The sequence below is a fragment of the Kitasatospora sp. NPDC018619 genome (assembly GCF_044391605.1).
Lineage (GTDB): Bacteria > Actinomycetota > Actinomycetes > Streptomycetales > Streptomycetaceae > Kitasatospora.
Window position 1 is genome coordinate 460,298 of sequence record NZ_JBISAI010000001.1, and the last position, 20,286, is coordinate 480,583.

General features: G+C 74.5%; 15 protein-coding genes. 10 read left to right on the forward strand and 5 right to left on the reverse strand.

What is annotated here, in order from left to right; translation table 11 throughout:
- Window positions 1–88: 88 nt before the first annotated feature.
- From allB to ACH5AR_RS01840, 9 genes are all read left to right on the forward strand, one after another.
- Window positions 89–1,516 (forward strand): allantoinase AllB, encoded by a 1,428-nt coding sequence (gene allB, locus ACH5AR_RS01800; RefSeq protein WP_396299366.1) that lies wholly within the window; start codon window positions 89–91, stop codon window positions 1,514–1,516.
- Between the two features lie 10 nt (window positions 1,517–1,526).
- Window positions 1,527–2,723 (forward strand): allantoicase, encoded by a 1,197-nt coding sequence (alc, locus tag ACH5AR_RS01805; protein WP_396299367.1) that lies wholly within the window; start codon window positions 1,527–1,529, stop codon window positions 2,721–2,723.
- Window positions 2,724–2,832: 109 nt separating this feature from the next.
- Window positions 2,833–4,293: a catalase gene (locus tag ACH5AR_RS01810; RefSeq protein ID WP_396299368.1), complete on the forward strand. Its 1,461-nt coding sequence runs from the start codon at window positions 2,833–2,835 to the stop codon at window positions 4,291–4,293.
- 250 nt (window positions 4,294–4,543) lie between these two features.
- Complete coding sequence (locus ACH5AR_RS01815) at window positions 4,544–5,323, forward strand: IclR family transcriptional regulator (RefSeq protein ID WP_396299369.1); 780 nt, start codon at window positions 4,544–4,546, stop codon at window positions 5,321–5,323.
- Window positions 5,324–5,529: 206 nt separating this feature from the next.
- Window positions 5,530–6,447 (forward strand): metal-dependent hydrolase, encoded by a 918-nt coding sequence (locus ACH5AR_RS01820; RefSeq protein WP_396299370.1) that lies wholly within the window; start codon window positions 5,530–5,532, stop codon window positions 6,445–6,447.
- Between the two features lie 177 nt (window positions 6,448–6,624).
- Entirely contained in the window at window positions 6,625–7,713 is a 1,089-nt protein-coding gene (locus ACH5AR_RS01825; protein ID WP_396299371.1) for a PDR/VanB family oxidoreductase, read from the forward strand.
- Between the two features lie 13 nt (window positions 7,714–7,726).
- On the forward strand, window positions 7,727–8,719 hold the full coding sequence (locus ACH5AR_RS01830) for a M24 family metallopeptidase (RefSeq protein WP_396299372.1): 993 nt from the start codon (window positions 7,727–7,729) through the stop codon (window positions 8,717–8,719).
- The gene (locus ACH5AR_RS01835; RefSeq protein ID WP_396299373.1) at window positions 8,716–10,440 is read left to right on the forward strand and encodes an SDR family oxidoreductase; all 1,725 of its coding nucleotides are present in this window, start codon (window positions 8,716–8,718) and stop codon (window positions 10,438–10,440) included. The genes ACH5AR_RS01830 and ACH5AR_RS01835 overlap by 4 nt, the downstream gene beginning before the upstream one ends.
- A 156-nt stretch (window positions 10,441–10,596) precedes the next feature.
- The gene (locus ACH5AR_RS01840; protein WP_396299374.1) at window positions 10,597–11,217 is read left to right on the forward strand and encodes a LysE family translocator; all 621 of its coding nucleotides are present in this window, start codon (window positions 10,597–10,599) and stop codon (window positions 11,215–11,217) included.
- Window positions 11,218–11,284: 67 nt separating this feature from the next.
- On the opposite strand, the gene ACH5AR_RS01845 is transcribed toward ACH5AR_RS01840, so the two are convergent.
- The 5 genes from ACH5AR_RS01845 to ACH5AR_RS01865 all read right to left on the reverse strand — a co-directional run bounded on the left by ACH5AR_RS01845 (window position 11,285) and on the right by ACH5AR_RS01865 (window position 18,179).
- Complete coding sequence (locus tag ACH5AR_RS01845) at window positions 11,285–12,490, reverse strand: XdhC family protein (protein WP_396299375.1); 1,206 nt, start codon at window positions 12,488–12,490, stop codon at window positions 11,285–11,287.
- A 135-nt stretch (window positions 12,491–12,625) separates the two neighbouring features.
- A complete protein-coding gene (locus tag ACH5AR_RS01850) occupies window positions 12,626–14,107 on the reverse strand; it encodes an NCS2 family permease (protein ID WP_396299376.1) in 1,482 nt (493 codons plus the stop codon).
- A 336-nt stretch (window positions 14,108–14,443) separates the two neighbouring features.
- On the reverse strand, window positions 14,444–16,810 hold the full coding sequence (pucD, locus tag ACH5AR_RS01855) for a xanthine dehydrogenase subunit D (RefSeq protein ID WP_396299377.1): 2,367 nt from the start codon (window positions 16,808–16,810) through the stop codon (window positions 14,444–14,446).
- Window positions 16,807–17,295, reverse strand: coding sequence for a (2Fe-2S)-binding protein (locus tag ACH5AR_RS01860; RefSeq protein ID WP_396299378.1), 489 nt, complete (start codon window positions 17,293–17,295; stop codon window positions 16,807–16,809). Before ACH5AR_RS01860 ends, pucD begins: the two co-directional genes overlap by 4 nt.
- Window positions 17,292–18,179, reverse strand: coding sequence for an FAD binding domain-containing protein (locus ACH5AR_RS01865; RefSeq protein ID WP_396299379.1), 888 nt, complete (start codon window positions 18,177–18,179; stop codon window positions 17,292–17,294). The genes ACH5AR_RS01860 and ACH5AR_RS01865 overlap by 4 nt, the downstream gene beginning before the upstream one ends.
- Before the next feature lie 297 nt (window positions 18,180–18,476).
- Between ACH5AR_RS01865 and ACH5AR_RS01870 the strand changes: the two genes are divergently transcribed.
- Window positions 18,477–20,084: a PucR family transcriptional regulator gene (locus tag ACH5AR_RS01870; protein WP_396299380.1), complete on the forward strand. Its 1,608-nt coding sequence runs from the start codon at window positions 18,477–18,479 to the stop codon at window positions 20,082–20,084.
- Window positions 20,085–20,286 lie beyond the last annotated feature (202 nt).

Here is a 20,286-nt window from a genome sequence, read left to right on the forward strand (position 1 = left end):
TTTTGTTGAAGGCAGGCCTAGGCTCCCCGCAATCCTTCGCCTCCCCCGTGTTCCACCACCCTCGACTCCCAGGTTCCGGAGGTCCTCCATGCCTTTCAGCCAGCCGACGGTGATCCGCTCCCGGCGGGTGGTCCTGCCCGACGGCGAGCGCCCCGCGGACGTGCTGATCCAGGACGGGACGATCGCCCGGACGGCCCCGCACGGCTCGCTCACGGCCCGCCCGGACGACCTCGTCGACCTCGGCGACACCGCCCTGCTGCCCGGCCTGGTCGACACCCACGTGCACGTCAACGAGCCCGGCCGGACCGAGTGGGAGGGCTTCGCCACCGCCACCCGGGCCGCCGCGGCCGGCGGCGTGACCACGATCGTCGACATGCCGCTCAACTCGATCCCGCCCACCACCACGGTGGCCGGGCTGGAGGCCAAGCGGAAGACGGCCGAGGGCCAGGCCTGGGTCGACCTCGGCTTCTGGGGCGGCGCCGTCCCCGGCAACGTCGCCGACCTCGAACCGCTGCACCGGGCAGGCGTGTTCGGCTTCAAGAGCTTCCTCGCCCCCTCGGGGGTGGACGAGTTCCCGCACGTCGAGGCCGCCGACCTGGAGGCGGCGCTGGCCGAGCAGGCCCGGATCGGAGCACTGGCGATCATCCACGCCGAGGACCCGTCCGTGCTCGCCGCCGCCCCGCAGCAACCCGGTGTCCACTACCGGGACTTCCTGGCCTCCCGGCCCGCCGACGCGGAGACCGCGGCCGTCGCCCGGCTGCTCGACGCGGCCCGGCGCACCGGGGCCCGGGTGCACGTGCTGCACGTGTCCTCCGCCGCCGTCCTGCCGCTGCTGCGACGGGCCCGCGAGGACGGCGTCCGGGTGACCGCCGAGACCTGCCCGCACTACCTGACGCTCGCGGCCGAGCAGGTGCCGGACGGCGACACCGCCTTCAAGTGCTGTCCGCCGATCCGCGACGAGGCCAACCGGGACGCCCTCTGGGAGGCCCTGGCGAACGGCGAGTTCACCGCCGTCGTCTCCGACCACTCGCCGTCCACCCCCGACCTCAAGCTGCTGCCGGAGTACGGCGGCAGCGGTGACTTCGCGGCCGCCTGGGGCGGGATCGCCTCGCTCCAGCTGGGCCTGCCGGCCGTCTGGACCGAGGCCCGCCGGCGCGGCCACGGCCTGGCCGACCTGGTGCGCTGGATGTCCTCCGGGCCGGCCGAACTCGTCGGCCTGACCGGCACCAAGGGCGCCATCGCGGCCGGCCACGACGCGGACCTGGTCGCCTTCGACCCGGACGGCGGGTTCGCCGTCCGGGCGAGCGGGCTGCACCACCGCAACCCGGTGACCCCCTACGCGGGCCGGGTCCTCACCGGGGCGGTGCGGACCACCTGGCTGCGCGGCCGCGAGGTGGACCCGGCGGCCCGGCCCTTCGGCCGGCAGCTCACCCGGCCCGACGCCCGCACCACCACCCCTCCCTCGGCCGGATCCGCTACTGCGGCAGAGGCCACCACCCCGTCCGAACGCGCCTAAAGGAGAGTCAGTGACCACTGCCGACACCCCGAGTGCTCCCTTCACCGAGCTGGTCAACCTGGCCTCCCGACTGCTCGGCGCGGGCGTCGTCGCCACCAACGAGGACACCTTCGCGGACGCCGAGAACCTGCTGGTCGCCGCGCCGGCCGAGTTCCGCCCGCACACCTTCGGCCACAAGGGCCAGATCATGGACGGCTGGGAGTCCAAGCGCCGCCGCGGCGTCTCGGCCGACCAGCCGCATCCCACCGACGAGGACCACGACTGGGCGGTCGTCCGGCTGGGCGCCGCCGGGGTGGTCCGCGGGGTGGTCGTGGACACCGCCCACTTCACCGGCAACTACCCGGAGACCGCCTCGGTCGAGGCCGCGTCCGTCCCCGGCCACCCCTCGCCCGAGGAGCTCCGGGACGCCGAGTGGACCACGATCGTGCCGCGCACCGCCCTCCGCGGGAACACCGCCCACGAGTTCGCCGTCGAGGACGGCACCCGCTACACCCACGTGCGGCTGAACATCTTCCCGGACGGCGGCGTCGCCCGGCTGCGGGTGCACGGCGAGGTGCTGCCCGATCCGCGCGAACTGGACGGCCTCACCTTCGACCTGGCCGCCCAGGAGTACGGCGGGGTGGCCGAGGCGGCGTCCGACCGCTACTTCTCCTCCCCGCACAACCTGAACGCTCCCGGCCGTGCCTCCGTCATGGGCGACGGTTGGGAGACCCGGCGTCGGCGCGACAAGGCCAACGACTGGGTGCAGATCGCCCTGGCCGGGGGCGGTGAGGTCCTGGCCGCCGAGGTGGACACGTCCTACTTCGTCGCCAATGCCCCCGGCTGGGCCGACCTGTCAGGGTTCGACGCCTCGTCCGGGGCCGACCCGGCCGAGGGCGAGTGGTTCGAACTCCTGCCCCGTACGCGCCTCCAGCCCGACACCCGGCACCGCTTCCGGCTCGACGCCGGCCGCCCGGTGACCCACGTGCGGATCAACGTCTACCCCGACGGAGGCCTGGCCCGCCTGCGGCTCACCGGGCGCCTCACCGAAGCCGGCCGCACGGCCCTCGCGCTGCGCTGGTTCAACGCCCTCCCGGCCGCCGAGGCGGTCGCGGCCCTCACCGCGGGCGGTCTCGCCGCCGACGAGGCCGCCGCGCTGACCGAGGCGCGGCCCGTCGCCGAACCGGCCGCGGCGGGGACCGTCGTCCGGAGCCTGCTCGGCAGCTGACGATCCATCAGTCGCACTTTCGCCGGACTGGACCGCGCCGAGCGAACTGATGCTCTGTCAGCCCACCTTTCTTCACGCACCGCCCTTATCGACACCCGAAGGACCCTCCATGTCCAAGATCCTGACCACGGAGTCCGGCGCCCCGGTCGCCGACAACCAGAACTCGGCCTCGGCCGGCGAGTACGGCCCGCTGCTGATCCAGGACCAGCAACTGCTGGAGAAGCTGGCCCGGTTCAACCGCGAGCGCATCCCGGAGCGCGTGGTGCACGCCCGCGGATCCGGCGCGTACGGCTACTTCGAGGTCACCGACGAGGTCGCGCGGTACACCCGGGCGGGCTTCCTGTCCGAGGTCGGCAAGCGCACCGAGGTCTTCCTGCGGTTCTCCACCGTCGCGGGCAACCTGGGTGCCAGTGACGCGGTGCGGGACCCGCGCGGCTTCGCGGTGAAGTTCTACACCGAGGAGGGCAACTACGACCTCGTCGGCAACAACACCCCGGTGTTCTTCATCAAGGACCCGGTCAAGTTCCCCGACTTCATCCACTCGCAGAAGCGCGACCCCTACACCGGCGTGCAGGAGGCGGACAACGTCTGGGACTTCTGGGCCCACTCGCCGGCCTCGACCCACCAGATCACCTGGCTGTTCGGCGACCGCGGCATCCCGGCCTCCTACCGCCACATGAACGGCTACGGCTCGCACACCTACCAGTGGGTCAACGCCGAGGGCGAGGCCTACTGGGTGAAGTACCACTTCAAGACCAACCAGGGCATCCGCTGCCTGGACGCCGCCCAGGCCGCCGAGGTGGCCGGCGGCGACGCCGACTCGCACCAGCGCGACCTCCACCAGGCCATCGAGCGCGGGGTGTTCCCGTCCTGGACCCTCTACGTCCAGTTGATGCCGGTCGCCGAGGCCGCGGACTACCGCTTCAACCCCTTCGACCTCACCAAGGTGTGGCCGCACGCCGACTACCCGCTGGTCAGGGTCGGGCGCCTGGTGCTCAACCGGAACCCGGAGAACGTCTTCGCCGAGGTCGAGCAGGCCGCCTTCTCGCCGAACAACTTCGTGCCCGGCATCGGCCCCTCCCCGGACAAGATGCTCCAGGGCCGCCTGTTCGCCTACGCGGACGCCCAGCGCTACCGCCTCGGCGTCAACCACACCCTGCTGCCGGTGAACGCCCCGCGCGCCACCGAGGCCCACAACTACGGCCGCGACGGCTTCATGGCCGTCAACAGCGCCGGGCGCGGCAAGAACTACGAGCCCAACTCCTACGACGGGCCGGTCCAGACCGGCGACGCGCTGGCCGCGCCGGTCAGGGTGGAGGGCCACACCGGCACCCACCCGACGCCGGCGCACGCCAAGGACGACGACTTCTTCCAGGCCGGCGAGCTGTACCGGTTGATGTCGGCCGGGGAGCGCAGCCGCCTGATCGACAACATCGCGGGCTTCCTGGCGCAGGTCTCGCGCGACGACGTGGTGGAGAAGAACCTCGCCCACTTCCACGCCGCGGACGAGGAGTACGGCGCCCGGCTGGCCGCCGCCGTCGCCAAGCTTCGGGCGGGCGACGAGGGCTGACCCTCCGCACCGGCCGCCCCGCCCTCCGCACCACCACCGCCGCGGCCGCCGGTCCCCCACCCGGCGGCCGCGGAACGGGCCCCTCCCCCTGGGCAGTGGGGGAGGGGCCCGCGGCGTTCGCCCAGGTCGGCCGGTGGGGGAGCACGGATTGTCCACGGATATGTACGGACGGCAGTCGTCCGAGGCGCCGGGTCGATAGGCTGGTGCGTGCCCGCGGTCGCTCCGTGGGGGGACATCGGAAGGGGACGCCATGTCGACACCAGCCCCGGGTCGTCACGCCGCGCTGGACCAGGGTTCGACGGGCCCGTTCACCTCCCTCCAGCACGCCCTCAGACTGCTGGAGGCCGTCGACCGCCACCCCGACGGTGCCACCCTGGTGGCCCTCGCCCGGGAGACCTCGCTCGGCCTGCCGACCGTGCGACGGCTCGCCGAGATCCTGGAGGTGGAGGGCTACCTCCAGTGCCAGGACGGCGGTTGGCTGCTGGGCGGCACCTTCGCGCTGCTCGGCCAGCACAACCGGGAGCAGCTGGTGAAGGCGCGGCTCAACCGCAAACTCGCCGAGCTGCGGGACGAGCTGGGTGCCGCGGTGTACTTCGGCCGCTACCACGACGGCGAGTTGTCGGTGGAGGCGGTCTCGGCCGCCGACTACGCCCCGGCCGTGCAGGAGTGGGTGGACTTCCGGGCCACCGCGCACGCCAGCGCGATCGGCAAGTGCCTGCTCAGCCAGCTGGACGCGGACGCCCGGCGCGACCACCTCTCCCGGCACCCGGTGGCCCGGCTGACCTCCCGCACCGTCACCGACGCGGACCAGCTGATGCACCGGCTGGAGCGGCAGCCGGCCACGGTGCCGGTGCTCGACATCCAGGAGTACGCGCTGGGCACGGTGTGCGCGGCCGTCCCGATCACGGCGGGCAGCACGGTCGGCTGCCTGGCCACCTCGATGCCGGCGGACGCCGTCCACCGGCTGAAGGCCGCCGCCGAGCTGCTGGCGGCCCGGGCGGCGCCGCTGATGCTGGCGATGGCGGTCTGACACCCGCTCGGGGGGTGCGCGCGCCGGCCCGAGGAGCCCTGCCGGGGGACCGGTGGGGCTCCCGGCGTCTCCCGGGGCGTCCCCCGGAGCACAGCACTTATTAGACTCGATGTCGATAAGGGGCCCCGAAACCCTTGTCCTGGCGGCTACCCGCGAGTACGTTTCCCTCGAGCCGAGCCGCCGCCCCCAGGTCAGGAGGGCCTGCCATGCCCCGCCCCACCCCCGTCCCCGCCCTCGCCGCCCCCGCCGCGCGCGTGCACGACAGCCTCGTCCTGGAGCCCCGGGACGTCCGCTTCGACTGGTCCCGGCTGCCGCTGCACTGGATCCCCGACGAGCCGATGGCCACCCATGTCATCAACGTGCTGCACCTGCTGCTGCCCGAGGGGGAGCGGTGGTTCGTCAAGGTGTTCAAGGAGGCGCTGCCCCTCATCCGGGACGACCAACTGCGCGAGGAGGTCCTCGGGTTCATCGGGCAGGAGGCCATCCACGCCGAGGCGCACCAGGAGGTCCTGGACCACCTGCTCGGCCAGGGGCTCGACCCGCGGCCGTACGTCCGGCAGATCGCCTGGCTGTTCCAGCGCGTCCTCGGCGACAAGCCGGGGCTGACGCCGGCCCGGCGGCGGGAGAACATCATCGAGCGGGTCGCCTTCGTCGCGGCGATCGAGCACTTCACCGCCTTCCTCGGCAACTGGGCGCTCAACTCCCCGGGCCTGGACCGGGCCAAGGCGGACCCGACGATGCTGGACCTGCTGCGCTGGCACGGCGCGGAGGAGGTCGAGCACCGCAGCGTCGCCTACGACCTGATGGTCCACCTGGATCCGGGCTACCTGCGGCGGGTCCGCGGGATGGTCGTCTCCGGGCCGCTGCTGGTCCACCTCTGGGTGCGCGGCGCCCGGTTCCTGCTCGCCGCGGACCCGAGCCTGGACGGGCGGCTCAAGCCCACCTGGCGGGAGGCGGGCCGGATCGCCAGGCGCGGACTGCTGCCGGACCCGGTCCGGTCGATCCGCTCCGGGCTGCGCTACCTGCGGCCGGGCTACCACCCGACCCAGGAGGGCTCGTCCAGCCAGGCGCTGGGCTACCTCGCGACCTCGCCGGCCGCCCGCGCGGCGGCCGGGCGGGGCTGACAGCGGACAGGGTTCAGCGGACAGATGTCAGCGAACAGAAAACGTTTTCTGTTCGCTGACATCTGAAAGCCGACACCTGAAACCTGTCAGTTGTTCCCCGCCCCACCGCCGCCGCCCCCACCGCCCCGCGCCCCGCGCCCCGCCCGCCGCCCCACCCCACCCCAAGGACCCCGCCGGATGGACCTGCTCACCCCGCCCCCGGACCTCTACGGCCGCCCCCGCCCCGACGGCTTCATGCGCTGGCTCACCGCCTTCGGCGACCGCTACTCCCCGGCGCTCGGCAGCCCGCTGCTGCGCCGCAACCCCCGCCGCCCGCCCAGCCGCCCCACTCCGCCGCTCCAACTGGTCGTCACCGAGCGCCGCCGGCCAGCCGCGGAGGTCGTCGAGCTGCGCCTCGCCGACCCCTCCGGCGGCCCGCTGCCCGGCTGGCAGCCCGGCGCCCACCTGCGCCTGCTGCTGCCCTCCGGCCGCGAACGCCACTACTCCCTCACCGGCGACCCGGCCGACCGCACCTCCTACCGCATCGCCGTCCGGCGGCTGCCCGGGGGCGGCGGCGGGTCCGTTGAAGTCCATGACGCCCTGCACCCCGGCTCCCGGCTCACCGCCCGCCGCCCCCGCAACGGCTTCGCCTTCTGCGCCGAGCCCGCCGTCCTCCTGCTGGCCGGCGGCATCGGCGTCACCCCGCTGCTCCCGATGGCCCGCGAGGCGCAGCGGCACGGCCTGGACTGGCGCCTGGTGCACGTCGGCCGCAGCGCCGACACCCTCCCGTACACGGACGAGCTGCGCGCCCTCGACCCCCGCCGGGTGGTGCTGCGCACCGACGACGAGCACGGCGGCGTCCCGACCGGAGCCGAACTGCTCGCCCACGCCCCGCGCGGAGCCGCCGTCTACTGCTGCGGCCCGGCCCCGATGCTCGCCGCCGTGCAGGGCGCCCTGGACGCGTCCCCGGCCGTCTCGCTGCACTTCGAGCGCTTCGGCGCCGCCCCGGTCGTCGACGGCGAGCCGTTCGCCGTCCGCCTCGGCGCTGACGGCCCGGCCCTGGACGTCCCCGCCGACCGCTCCGCCCTGGACGTGCTGCGCGAGGCCCGACCGGAGCTCGCCTACTCCTGCCACCAGGGCTTCTGCGGCACCTGCGAGGTCCGCGTGCTGGCCGGCTCGCCCGACCACCGGGACCGCCGCCTGACCCCCGAACAGCGCGCCGCCGGCGCCCTGCTGCCCTGCGTCTCCCGGGCCGCCGAGGGCGAGACCCTCGTGCTCGACCTCTAGAAGGAGCCCCGCCATGGCGAAAGCGACCCCCGCCTTCCGCTACACCGAGCGCGACCTCGCCCGCTTCCGCGAGACCCAGCAGCTGGCCTACCACTGCGCCGAACAGGTCGCGGCCTGGATCGAACCCGGCGTCACCGAGCGGCAGGCCACCGCGGAGCTGCGCCGCCGCCTGGTCGCCGCCGGGGTGCAGGACTTCTTCCACGTCCCCTTCGCCTGGTTCGGCGACCGGACGGCGTTCCGGCACTTCCACACCCCGCTGCAGTTCTTCGCCGGCAACCGCCGGCTGGAGGAGGGCATGCCGTACGTGCTGGACTGCGCGCCCGTGGTGGACGGCTACACCGCCGACATCGGCTACGGCGGCAAGGTCGGCGAGAACAGGGTCTGGGACCGCCTGGCCGCCGACCTCTCGGTCTACCGCGAGCTGATCCTCGAAGAGGTGCGGGCCCGCAAGCCGCTCGCCGAGGTGTACGCGGCGGTGGACGCCCAACTCGCCGCACACGGCTACGACAACCGCCACCAGGTCTACCCGGGCCGGGTGATCGGCCACCAGGTCACCCGCACCACCGCGCGCGGGCCGGCCGGGGTGAACGTCTTCGGCTTCGGCGTGCGCACCCTGCAGACCCTCGGCCGCGAGCTGGTCTCCGAACGGCTGCACGGCCGTTCGCCGCTCTGGGCGGACGGGCGCTCCTCCCGGCACGCACCCACCCCGGGCCTGTGGGCGGTGGAGCCGCACATCGCCTTCCGGGGCGTGGGCATCAAGTTCGAGGAACTGCTGGTCGTCACCGAGGACGACGCCCACTGGCTGGACGACGACCTGCCGCACGTCCGCCGCTGGGCCGCCGACGCCGCGAAGACGGCGGCCGCACCGCCCACCGCCACCGCAGGCCCGACCCCCGCGACCGCACCGCCCCCCGCGACCGCACTGCCCTACGCCACCGAGCCGCCCGCCGCCACCGAGCCGCCCCCCGCCACCGAGCCGAGCGCACCCCAGGAGGCCACCCGATGACGTCCCCCGTCCGCCACCGGACCGTCCACTCCGGCGGCCTCCCCCTCGCCGTCTTCGAACAGGGGGACCCGCAGGCCCCCACCGTCCTCCTGGTGCACGGCTACCCCGACACCCACGCCGTCTGGGACGACATCGCCGCCGACCTCGCCCGCGACCACCACGTCGTCCGCTACGACGTGCGCGGCGCCGGCGCGTCGGCCGCCCCCGCCGACCGCTCCGGCTACCGCCTGGAACACCTCGCCGAGGACCTGTTCGCCGTCGCCGCCGCCGTCAGCCCGGACCGCCCGGTGCACCTGGTCGCCCACGACTGGGGCTCGATCCAGTCCTGGGAGGCCGTCACCGCGCCCGGTGCCGAGCGCCGGATCGCCTCGTACACCACCCTGTCCGGCCCCAGCCTGGACCACATGGGCCACTGGCTGCGCCACCGGCTGCGCCGCCCCACCCCGCGCCACCTCGGGCAGCTGCTGCACCAGGGCCTGCACTCCTGGTACATCACCGCCTTCCACCTGCCCTTCCTCGCCCCCGGCGTCTGGCGGCTGGGGCTGGCCCGGGCCTGGCCGAGGGTCCTGCGCGACCTGGAGCACGTCACCCCGCGCGCCGGCCACCCGCAGCCCACGCTGCGCCGCGACGCAGTCCGAGGCATCGAGCTGTACCGGGCCAACTTCCGCCCCACCCTGGGCAGTCCGCGCGAGCGGTCGACCACGGTGCCGGTCCAGCTGGTGACCCTCACCCGGGACCGGTACGTCGGCACCTATCTCTCCGAGGGCCTGGAGCGCTGGGCGCCCGAGCTGACCCGCAGGACGCTGCACGCCGGCCACTGGTCGGCGCTGCTGGAGAAGGGAGCCACCGTGGCCGGCATGGTCCGCGAGTTCACCGCCCGCGTGGACGCGGGCCGGACCAGGGAGGCCGACGGCGACGGCCGGCTGGTCGTGGTCACCGGCGGCGGCAGCGGCATCGGCCGGGCCACCGCACTCGCCTTCGCCGAGGAGGGCGCCACGGTGGTGGTCTGCGACCTCGACCTCCCGGCCGCCGAGCGCACCGCCGAACTGGCCTCGCTGATCGGCCCGAAGGCGCACGCCTACCGGGTGGACGTCTCGGACGGCGCCGCGATGGACGCCTTCGCGAAGAGCGTCGCCGCCGAGCACGGGGTGCCGGACGTCATGGTCAACAACGCGGGCATCGGGCACTCCGGGACGTTCCTGCAGACCACCGAGAAGGAGTGGCAGCGGGTCCTGGACGTCAACCTCTGGGGCGTGATCCACGGCTGCCGCGCCTTCGGCACCCTGATGGCCGACCGAGGCCAGGGCGGCCACATCGTCAACGTCTCCTCCGCCGCCGCCTACCTGCCGTCGAAGGCCCTGACCGCCTACGCCACCAGCAAGGCCGCGGTGTTCATGCTCTCCGACTGCCTGCGCGCCGAGTTCGTCGGCCACGGCATCGGCGTCTCCACGATCTGCCCCGGCATCGTCAACACCAACATCACCCGCACCTCGACCTTCTCCGCCACCACCTCCGCCGAGCAGGCCGCCAAGCAGGCCCGCGCCGCGCGGCTCTACGCCCGCCGCGGCTTCCCGCCGGAGAAGGTCGCCACCGCCGTCCTCGCGGCCGTCCGCACCGGCAAGCCCGTCGTCCCGGTCACCCCCGAGGCCCGGGCCGCCCGCTTCCTGTCCCGACTCAGCCCCGGCCTGCTGCGCCTCGCCGCCCGCCTCGACATCACCTGACCGGGTGAACGGCGGCTGGTCGGAGCCTACGGGCGGCACAGCGGCACGGCGTCAAGCCGCGAAGGCGCCATGCCGCCGCGCCGCCACACCGCCAGGGCGGCCGGTTGACGGATCCGGCGGCCGGGGCCGCCCGGGCCTGTGAGACCATCGAGGCCCATGGAGATGACAACCGCCCTGTGGTCCTTCGCCCTCGTCGTGGGCCTGCTCACGCTCACCCCCGGGCTCGACACGGCGCTGATCCTGCGGACCTCCGCCCTCGGACGGCGCCGGCAGGCGTGGGGGGTCGTGCTGGGCATCCAGACCGGGACGCTGCTCTGGGGCACGCTGACCTCGGCCGGGGTGACGGCGCTGCTCACCGCCTCGCAGGTGGCCTACGAGGTCCTGCGCTGGGCGGGCGCGGCGTACCTGGTGTGGATGGGCATCGGCATGCTGCGCAGCCGGGGCGGCGACGCGGCGGCCGAGGATGAGCCGGAGGACGGCGGGTTCGCACACGGCTGGCGGCGCGGCACGCTGACCAACCTGCTGAACCCCAAGGTCGGGGTCTTCTACGTGGCCGTGCTGCCGCAGTTCATCCCGGCCGGCGCCCCGCACTTCGCCGCCGGTGTGGCGCTGACCGGCGTGCACGTCGTCGAGGGCCTGCTCTGGTCGGGCGTCCTGGTGGCCTTCGCCCGGGTGGTGCGCGGCTGGCTGCGCAGGCCGGCCGCCCGGCGGCTGATGGACCGGGTGACCGGCGCGGTGGTGGTGGGCTTCGGCATGAAGCTGGCGTTGACGGACTGAGCCACCGCCGCGCCGGTGGACACGCGACGTGGACACGCGACGTGGGCGCCGCCGTGGGCCTCCCGGCTCAGGCCGCGTGGGTACGGCGTGCCGGGCGCTCGGCCGCGCCGCCGTCGTCACCCTCCGTCCCGGTGCGCGGCAGGTCGTGGTGGATCGGCCCGTCCGAGGCGCTCAGCGGCAGGCAGCTGCCGCCGCGCCGGTGGGCGACGATCTCGGCGGCGACCGAGACGGCCGTCTCCTCCGGGGTGCGGGCGCCGAGGTCCAGGCCGATCGGTGAGCGCAGCCGGGCCAGTTCGGCCTGGGAGAGCCCGGCCTCGCGCAGTCGGGCGAGGCGGTCCCGGTGGGTGCGGCGGGAGCCCATCGCGCCGACGTAGCCGACCGGCAGCCGCAGGGCGCGCTCCAGCAGCGGGATGTCGAACTTCGCGTCGTGGGTGAGCACGCAGAGCACGGTGCGCCCGTCGATCCGGCCGAGCTGGGAGTCCAGGTAGCGGTGCGGCCAGTCGACCACCACCTCGTCGGCCTCCGGGAAGCGCCGGGCGGTGGCGAAGACGGGCCGGGCGTCGCAGACGGTCACGCGGTAGCCCAGGAACCTGCCGATCCGCACCACGGCGGCGGCGAAGTCGATCGCCCCGAACACCAGCATCCGCGGCGCGGGCACGTACGACTCGACGAAGCAGGTGACGGAGCCCTGTCGCCGGTCGTCGCAGGGGCGGCCGTCCAGGCCGAGCTCCAGCCGGCCGGTGCGTCCGGCCTCCAGCATCGCCCGGGCCTGCGCGACGACCGCCCGCTCCAGGCCGCCGACCGTCGAGGGGGCCGGCGAGAGCGTGCCGTCGGAGCCGTCGGCGGTGACCGCCAGCGTGGCCCCGACCAGCCCGCCGGGCCCGGCGATCACCCGGACCAGCGCCACGGGCGTGCCGGCCGCGATGTGGGCGATCCCGGCGTCCAGCCCGGCGTCGGTGCCGGGCACCACCGGCTGGACGAACACGTCCAGGACGCCGCCGCAGGTCAGGCCCACCGCGAAGGCGTCCTCGTCGCTGTAGCCGAAGCGTTCCAGCACGGGCTCGCCGCTCGCGAGGGCGGCCCGGCACAGCTCGTACACCGCGCCCTCGACGCACCCGCCGGAGACGCTGCCGACGGCCTCGCCCTCCGCGTCCACGGCCAGCGCCGCCCCGGGGTCGCGCGGCGCGCTGCCGGAGACGCCGACCACGGTGGCCACGGCGAAGGAGCGCCCGGACGCGTGCCAGGCCCGCAGCTGCTCGGCGATGTCCTGCATGGGGAACGCTCCTTACACGGTTCCGACAGTAGCGGGAGACGCCGCCGTACGGGAAACGATCCCGTACGGCGGCGGTGGTGCCCAAGCGGTGGTGCCCCAACGGCGGCGGCCGGGGGCGAGAGCGGGTGCGGGCGTCTAGTGCACGCCCAACCAGGCCTTCACCGGGGTGATCGCGAAGTACACCACGAACACCGCGGTGAGGATCCACATCAGCGGCCCGGGCTCGCGCCAGCGCCCCACCCCGGCCTTGATGACGGTGTACGAGATGACGCCGGCCGCGACGCCCGCGGTGATGCTGTACGTGAACGGCATCAGCGTGCAGGTCAGGAAGGCCGGGACGGCCACCTCCCGGTCGGACCAGTCGATGTGCCGGGCCTGGCTCATCATCATCGCGCCGATCACGACCAGGGCGGCCGAGGCCACCTCGACCGGGACGACCCCGGCGAGCGGTGAGAAGAACAGCATCAGGGCGAACAGTGCCCCGGTCACGGTGGAGGCGAGCCCGGTGCGGGCGCCGTCGCCGACGCCGGTGGCGGACTCGACGAAGACGGTCTGCCCGGAGGCGCCCGCCAGGCCGCCCACCGCGCCGCCGGCGCCGTCGATGAACAGCGCCTTGGACAGCCCGGGCATCCGGCCCCGCCGGTCGGCGAGCCCGGCCTCGGTGCCGACGCCGATGATGGTGGCCATCGCGTCGAAGAAGCCCGCCAGCACCAGGGTGAACACCGCGACCGAGGCGCTGATCGCGCCCATGCCGTGGCTGCCGAAGGCGCCGAACAGGTCCACGTGGCCGAACAGGCCGAAGTCGGGGGCGGAGACCGGGCTGCCGGGCCAGACCGGCACCGAGTTCCGCCAGGCCGCGGCCGGTACGTGGGCGGCCCGGTTGACGACCATCGCGAGCACGGTGCCGCCGGCGATGCCGAGCAGGATCGCGCCGCGGACGCCGCGCGCCATCAGCACGAAGATCGCCAGCAGGGTGACGCAGAAGACCAGCACCGGCCAGCCGGACAGCTCGCCGGCCGGGCCGAGCGACAGCGGGGTGGGCCCGCCGGTGTGCATGAACCCGGCCTTGTAGAGGCCGATCACGGTGACGAACAGCCCGATGCCGATGGTGATGGCGTGCTTGAGCGGCAGCGGGATGCCGTTCATGATCCGCTCGCGCAGCCCGGAGACGACCAGCAGCACGATCAGCAGGCCGTAGATCACGCACAGGCCCATGGCCTGCGCCCAGGTGGTGTGCGGGACGACCAGCGCGGAGACGGCGCCGGAGACGGAGAGCCCGGCGGCCAGCGCCAGCGGCACGTTGCCGACCAGGCCCATCAGGACGGTGGTGACGGCGGCGGCCAGCGCGGTGGCGGTGGTCAGCGCGGCGTGGTCGAGCTTGGCGCCGGTGACGTCCGCACCGCTCAGGATGAGCGGGTTGAGCAGGATGATGTACGCCATCGCCATGAACGTGGTGAGCCCACCGCGCAGTTCGTTGGCGAGGGTCGAGCCCCGGGCCGAGATCTTGAAGTAGGCGTCCAGTGCGCCGGTGGGGCGTGCGGCCGGGGACGACGGGTGGGTGCCGTCCTCGGCGGGTCTGTCTTCGGTGGTGCCGGGCTCCGTGGGGATCCTGGGCATGTCCACTCCCAAGTGTCAAAGGGGGTTGGGGTGGGCGAGCCGACCTGACTGCCGGTCAACGAGGCGGCGTAGGGGGACGTATCGACTCACTGGGCACTCGCGGGGCGAGCGGGGGGAGTATCAGGTGATGCGGCCGTACGGTGCGTGCGCAACTGAACGCGTGCGCGGCTGTGCGTGTGCGTGCGGTGCGTGTGCGTGCGGTGCGTGCGCGGCTGAACGCCGGCGCGGGTGGTGCGCACCGCTGCGGGCCCCGGCGTGGGCAGGGCAGCGGGCGTGTGGGGGTCCCCGGGGCGGCGGGGAAGACGGTCGCCGCCCCGGGAGGACGAACTCCGGCCGTCAGCGCGGCTGTTCGGTGGTCAGGTGCTCCGGCCGGACCGGGATCCGGTTGAGCGCCAGCCCGGTGGCGTTGCGGATGGCGGCCACGATGGACGGCGTCGCCGAGACGGTCGGCGCCTCGCCGACCCCGCGCAGCCCGTACGGCGCGTGGGGGTCGGGCAGTTCGAGGATCTCCACCGGGATCGGCGGGGTGTCCAGGATGGTGGGGATCAGGTAGTCGGTGAAGGAGGCGTTGCGCACCTTGCCGTCCCGCACGATGATCTCCTCCATCACCGCGAGCCCGAGCGCCTGGGTGCAGCCGCCCTGGATCTGGCCGACCACGGAGAGCGGGTTGAGCGCCTTGCCGACGTCCTGGACGGCGGTGAGCTCGACCACCTTGACCAGCCCCAGCTCCACGTCCACGTCCACCACCGCGCGGTTGGCGCAGAAGGTGTACTGGACGTGGCCGAAGCCCTGGCCGGTCTCCTTGTCGAAGGGCTGGGTGGGCCGGTGGTGGTGCTCGCGGGTCTGCTCGACGGCCTCGTCGCCGAGCAGGTCGACGACGGAGACGAGCACCCCGGCGCTCTTCGACACCACCTTGCCGTCGGACAGCACCAGGTCGTCGTGGGTCCAGCCGTAGCGCCGGCGCCCCCGGTCGAACAGCTCCCGGCGCACCGCCTCGGCGGCCAGCTTCACCGCGCCGCCGGTCATGTACGTCTGGCGCGAGGCGGAGGTCGAACCGGCCGACCCCACCTCGGTGTTGGCCGGGTGGATGGTGACCTGCTCGACGCCCAGCTCGGTGCGGGCGATCTGGGCGTGCACCGTGACGCCGCCCTGGCCGACCTCGGCCATCGCGGTGTGCACCATGGCGACCGGCTCGCCGCCGATCACCTCCAGCCGCACCCGGGCGGTGGAGTAGTCGTCGAAGCCCTCGGAGAAGCCGACGTTCTTGATGCCGACCGAGTAGCCGACGCCGCGGACGATCCCCTCGCCGTGCGAGGTGTTGGACAGCGCCCCGGGCAGCCGGCGCACGTCCGGGTCCGCGGTGTCCAGCGGCGGCGGCAGCGGCATCTCCTTGGCCCGCCGCAGGAGTTCGGCCACCGGCGCGGGCGCGTCGATCTCCTGCCCGGTGGGCATCAGGTCGCCCTGCGAGACGGCGTTCAGCCGGCGCAGCTCCACCGGGTCCATGCCGAGCTCGGCGGCCAGCTTGTCCATCTGCGACTCGTAGCCGAACGCCGCCTGCACCGCGCCGAAGCCGCGCATCGCCCCGCAGGACGGGTTGTTGCTGTACAGCGCGATGGCGTGCATCCGCACGTTCGGGATCACGTACGGGCCGTGCCCGAGCGAGGCCGCGTTGCCGACCACGGCGGGGGAGGCGGAGGCGTACGCGCCGCCGTCCAGCACGATCCGGGCGTCGGCGTAGACCAGCTTGCCGTCCCGGGTGGCGCCGTGCTCGTAGTGCATCCGCGCCGGGTGGCGGTGCACGTGGCCGAAGAAGGACTCGTCCCGGGAGTAGACGATCTTGACCGGCCGGCCGGTGCGCTGGGCCAGCAGGCAGGCGTGGATCTGCATCGACAGGTCCTCGCGGCCGCCGAACGCGCCGCCGACGCCGGCCAGCGTGAGCCGGACCTTCTCCTCCGGCAGGTCCAGCACCGGCGCCATCTGCTGGCGGTCGACGTGCAGCCACTGGGTGGCGATGTAGAGGTCGATGCCGCCGTCCTCGGCGGGCACCGCGAGGCCGGACTCCGGGCCGAGGAAGGCCTGGTCCTGCATGCCGACCTCGTAGTCGCCGCTGACCACGACGTCCGCCATGGCGCGCACCTCGTCCGTCACGCCGAGGCCGGAGACCAGCCGCTGCTCGTGGCAGATGTTGCCGTACGCGTGGGACCGGTACTCGTGCGGCTCGTGCACGTACCCGTACGTCTCCGGGTCGAGGCACTGCTCCTCGGTGACGATCGGGGTGAGCACCTCGTACTCGACCGCGATCCGCTCCACCGCGCGGCGGGCCGTCTCCGGGTGGTCGGCGGCGACCAGGGCGATCGCCTCGCCGTGGTAGCGGACCTTGTCGATGGCCAGGGCCGGCTGGTCCTGGATCTCCAGGCCGTAGTACTTCGAGCCGGGGATGTCCTCGTGCGTCAGCACCGCGTACACCCCGGGCACCTTGAGCGCCTCGGAGACGTCCACCGAGAGGATGTTGGCCCGGGGGTGCGGGGAGCGCAGCGCGGTGCCCCACAGCATGTCCTCGTGCCACAGGTCGGAGGAGTAGGCGAACTCGCCCCGGACCTTCAGGTTGCCGTCCGGGCGCAGCGGCGAGCCGCCGATGCCGTCCTTGGCCGCCTGGTTGATGTTCTGGAGGTTCTTCTGCCCCCGGATCGTCCGCGTGCTCACCGCGCGTCCTCCGTCCCCGCGCACCTGCGGGCCGTGGCCAGCCGCACCGCGTCCATGATCTTCTCGTAGCCGGTGCAGCGGCACAGGTTGCCGGACAGCGCCTCGCGGATGTCGTCGTCGCTCGGCTGCGGGTCCTGCGCCAGCAGGGCGTCGGTCTGCACCAGCAGGCCGGGGGTGCAGAAGCCGCACTGGACGGCGCCCGCGTCGACGAACGCCTGCTGGACCAGACCGAGTTCGCCGTCCTCCGAGCCCAGCCCCTCGACCGTGCGCACCTCGCGGTCCTGCACCTGGCCGGCCGCGACCAGGCAGGAGCAGACCGGGACGCCGTCCAGGTAGACCGTGCAGGAGCCGCACTCGCCCTGCTCGCAGGCGTTCTTCGAGCCGGGCAGGCCGACCCGCTCGCGCAGCACGTACAGCAGGCTCTCGCCCTCCCACACGTCGTCGGCCTCGACGGGCTTGCCGTTGGCGGTGAAAGTGACCCTCATGCCGCGCTCCTGATCTGCTTGCGGTAGTCGTTCCAGGTCCAGGTGAGGGTGCGGCGGGCCATCACGGCGAGCGCGTGCCGGCGGTAGTCGGCGGTGCCCCGGACGTCGTCGATCGGCGAGGCCGCCGCCTTCACCAGCTCCCCGAAGCGCTGCACCACCTCGGCGCCCAGCAGCTCCCCGGACTCCCACAGGCCGCGCTCGGCGAGCACGCCCCGCAGGTACTCCTCGGCCTCGACGGCGCGGCGCGGCGTGGGCGCGGCCGAGCCGATGCCGGTGCCGACGGTCCCGGTCCGCGGGTGCAGGGCGAAGCCGAACGCGCAGACCGCGATCACCATGGCGTTGCGGGTGCCGATCTTCGAGAACTGCTGCGGCCCGTCCGCCACCGGGATGCGCACGGCCCGGATCAGCTCGTCGGCCTCCAGGCAGTTGCGCTTCACCCCGACGTAGAAGTCGTCGATCGGGATCAGCCGGGTGCCGCGCACCGAGGCCGCCTCGACGAACACGTCCCGGCCGGCCGCCAGCAGCGCCGGGTGCGAGTCGCCGGCCGGGGAGGCCGCGCCGAGGTTGCCGCCGACGCTGCCGCGGTTGCGGATCTGCGGCGAGCCGACGGTGTGGGCCGCCAGCGCCAGCCCGGGCAGCGGCCCGGACAGCTCCGCGATGATCCGGGCGTACGGGACGGCGGCGCCGAGCCGCACGACGCCGTCCGCGGTCTCCCAGTCGGTCAGTTCGGTGATGCGGTTCAGGTCGAGAATCGCGGATGGCCGGTGCACGTCGAAGTTCAGCTCGACCATGACGTCCGTACCGCCCGAGACGGGCAGCGCGGTCGGGTACTCGGCCTTCGCCGCGAGCGCCTCGTCCCAGGTGGCGGGCCGAAGGAACTCCATGCGGGTGTCTCCTCAAGTTTCGCCCGCCGGGTGCCCGGCGGCGTGTCGCCCAGTGAACCGCCGGGACGCGGCCCGCTGGCAGTCACCGATGGCATGAAGCCCCGGCTGTGAGCCCGCCCGGCATCCTGTACGTTCCTCTAAGGAGGAGAATCTCGCAGCCCGGGTGTGCGCCGGGTGCCACCTACGACCGTAGTCCGGCCGTGACGCGCGGGCCACGGACCGGGGCGCACGCCCGTTCGGCCAGGCCCTATCGTTACCCCTTCATCCCTCCCCCCAGCCCCGTTAAGGAGTCCGCGGATGCGCGTCCGTGACCTGCTCGCCCCCGGAGCCCCGCGACTGCGCCTGCTCGCGGCCGAGGAAGAGCTGGACCGGCAGGTCAGCGGTGTGATGACGACGGACCTCCAGGATCCGGGCCGCTACCTGCACGGTGGCGAACTGGTGCTCACCGGCATGCTCTGGCGCACCGTCCCGGCCGACTCCGAGCGCTTCGTGCGCACCCTCGCCGCGGGCGGCGCGGTCGCCCTGGCGGCCGGCGAGGCCGAGGTCGGCCCGGTGCCCGAGGACCTGGTCGAGGCCTGCCGCCGGCACCGGATGCCGCTGCTCGCCGTCCCCGACGACATCGCCTTCGGCGCCGTCACCGAGTTCATCGGCCGACAGGTCTCCGCCGACCGCGCCGCCGACCTCGCCGCCCTGGTCGACCGGCACCGGCTGCTGGTCTCGGCGGCCGGCGGCGGCGGGCTGGACGCGGTGCTCGACCTGCTCGGCGGCGACCTCGACCTGGACTGCTGGGTGCTCACCCCGACCGGCGCGGTGATCGCCGGCCCCGCCGACCGGCTCTCCGCCGAGGACCGCGACCAGCTGGTCCGCGCCCACCTCGCCGCCCAGCGCCAGCGCCGCCGCCCCCCGCACCGGGCCCGGCTGGCCGCCGGCTCCTACTCGCTGCTGCCCGCCCCGGCCTCCGCGGAGCAGGGGGCGCCGCAGCCCGGGAGCCCGCTGGCCGACTGGGTGCTCGCGGTGGCCGGCGACGTCACCGAGTGGACCACCAAGCGCCAGCAGCTCGCCGAGAACCTGGCCCGGCTGGTCGCCGCCGAGCGCCACCGCCGCGACGAGGGCCGCCGGCTGCGCCGCCGCCTCGCCGACGAGGTGCTCGCCCTGCTGCGCCGCGACGCCGACCCGGCGGAGATCAGCCGCACCCTGTACGCCTCCTCGGCGATGGCCGCCCGGTACGAGGTTCCGGAGCCCAAGCCCCAGGCGGGGGAGGGCTCCTGGCTGGTGCTCAGTGCCGAGGGCACCGGCCTGCCGGAGGGCACCGTACGGGCGGTGCTGGAGGAGGCGCTCGGCGGCGTGACCGACCGCGCCCTGGTCGCCGGGGCGGGCACCGGCGCCGTGGTGGTGCTGCCCGTCCTGGACGGCCCGGTGCCGGCCGACGCCCTGCGCGGGCTGCTCGCCCCGCTGGAGGCCGGGCTCGGCTCGGAGGGGCGGATCACCCTCGGGGTCTCCGCTCCCGCCTCCGAGGCCGGCGGCCTGCGCGGCGCCCTGGAGGAGGCCCGGCACGCCCGCCGGATCGCCGCCTCCCGGGTCGGCCGGGTCTGCGTCGCGGGCCCCGAGGAGCTCGCCTCGCACGTGCTGCTGCTGGCCGCCGTCCCGGACGAGGTGCGCCGCGCCTTCCGCAGCCGGCTGCTGGACACGGTGATCGCGTACGACATCGAGCACCAGGCGGACCTGGTCCGCACCCTGGAGGCCTTCCTGCGCTCGGACGGCTCCTGGACCCGCTGCGCCGCGCAGCTGCACGTCCACGTGAACACCCTGCGGTACCGGATCGGCCGGATCGAGGAGCTGACCGGGCGCGACCTCTCCCGGCTGGAGGACCGGGTGGACTTCTACCTGGCGCTGGAGCTGGCCTGACGGCGGCCGGCCCCGGGACTCGCCCGCCGCCCGGAGGCGCGCGGGTCCCGCCCGGAGAAGCGCTCCCGGAGAACGCCCGAGGGCCCGGCCCCCCCCCCGGGGGGGGGGGGGCCCCGGGGCGGGGCCGGCCGGGGGGGGGGGGGCCGGGGGGGGGGCCCCCGGGGGGGCGGGGGGCCCAATAGTTACACAAGACGGGGGGGGT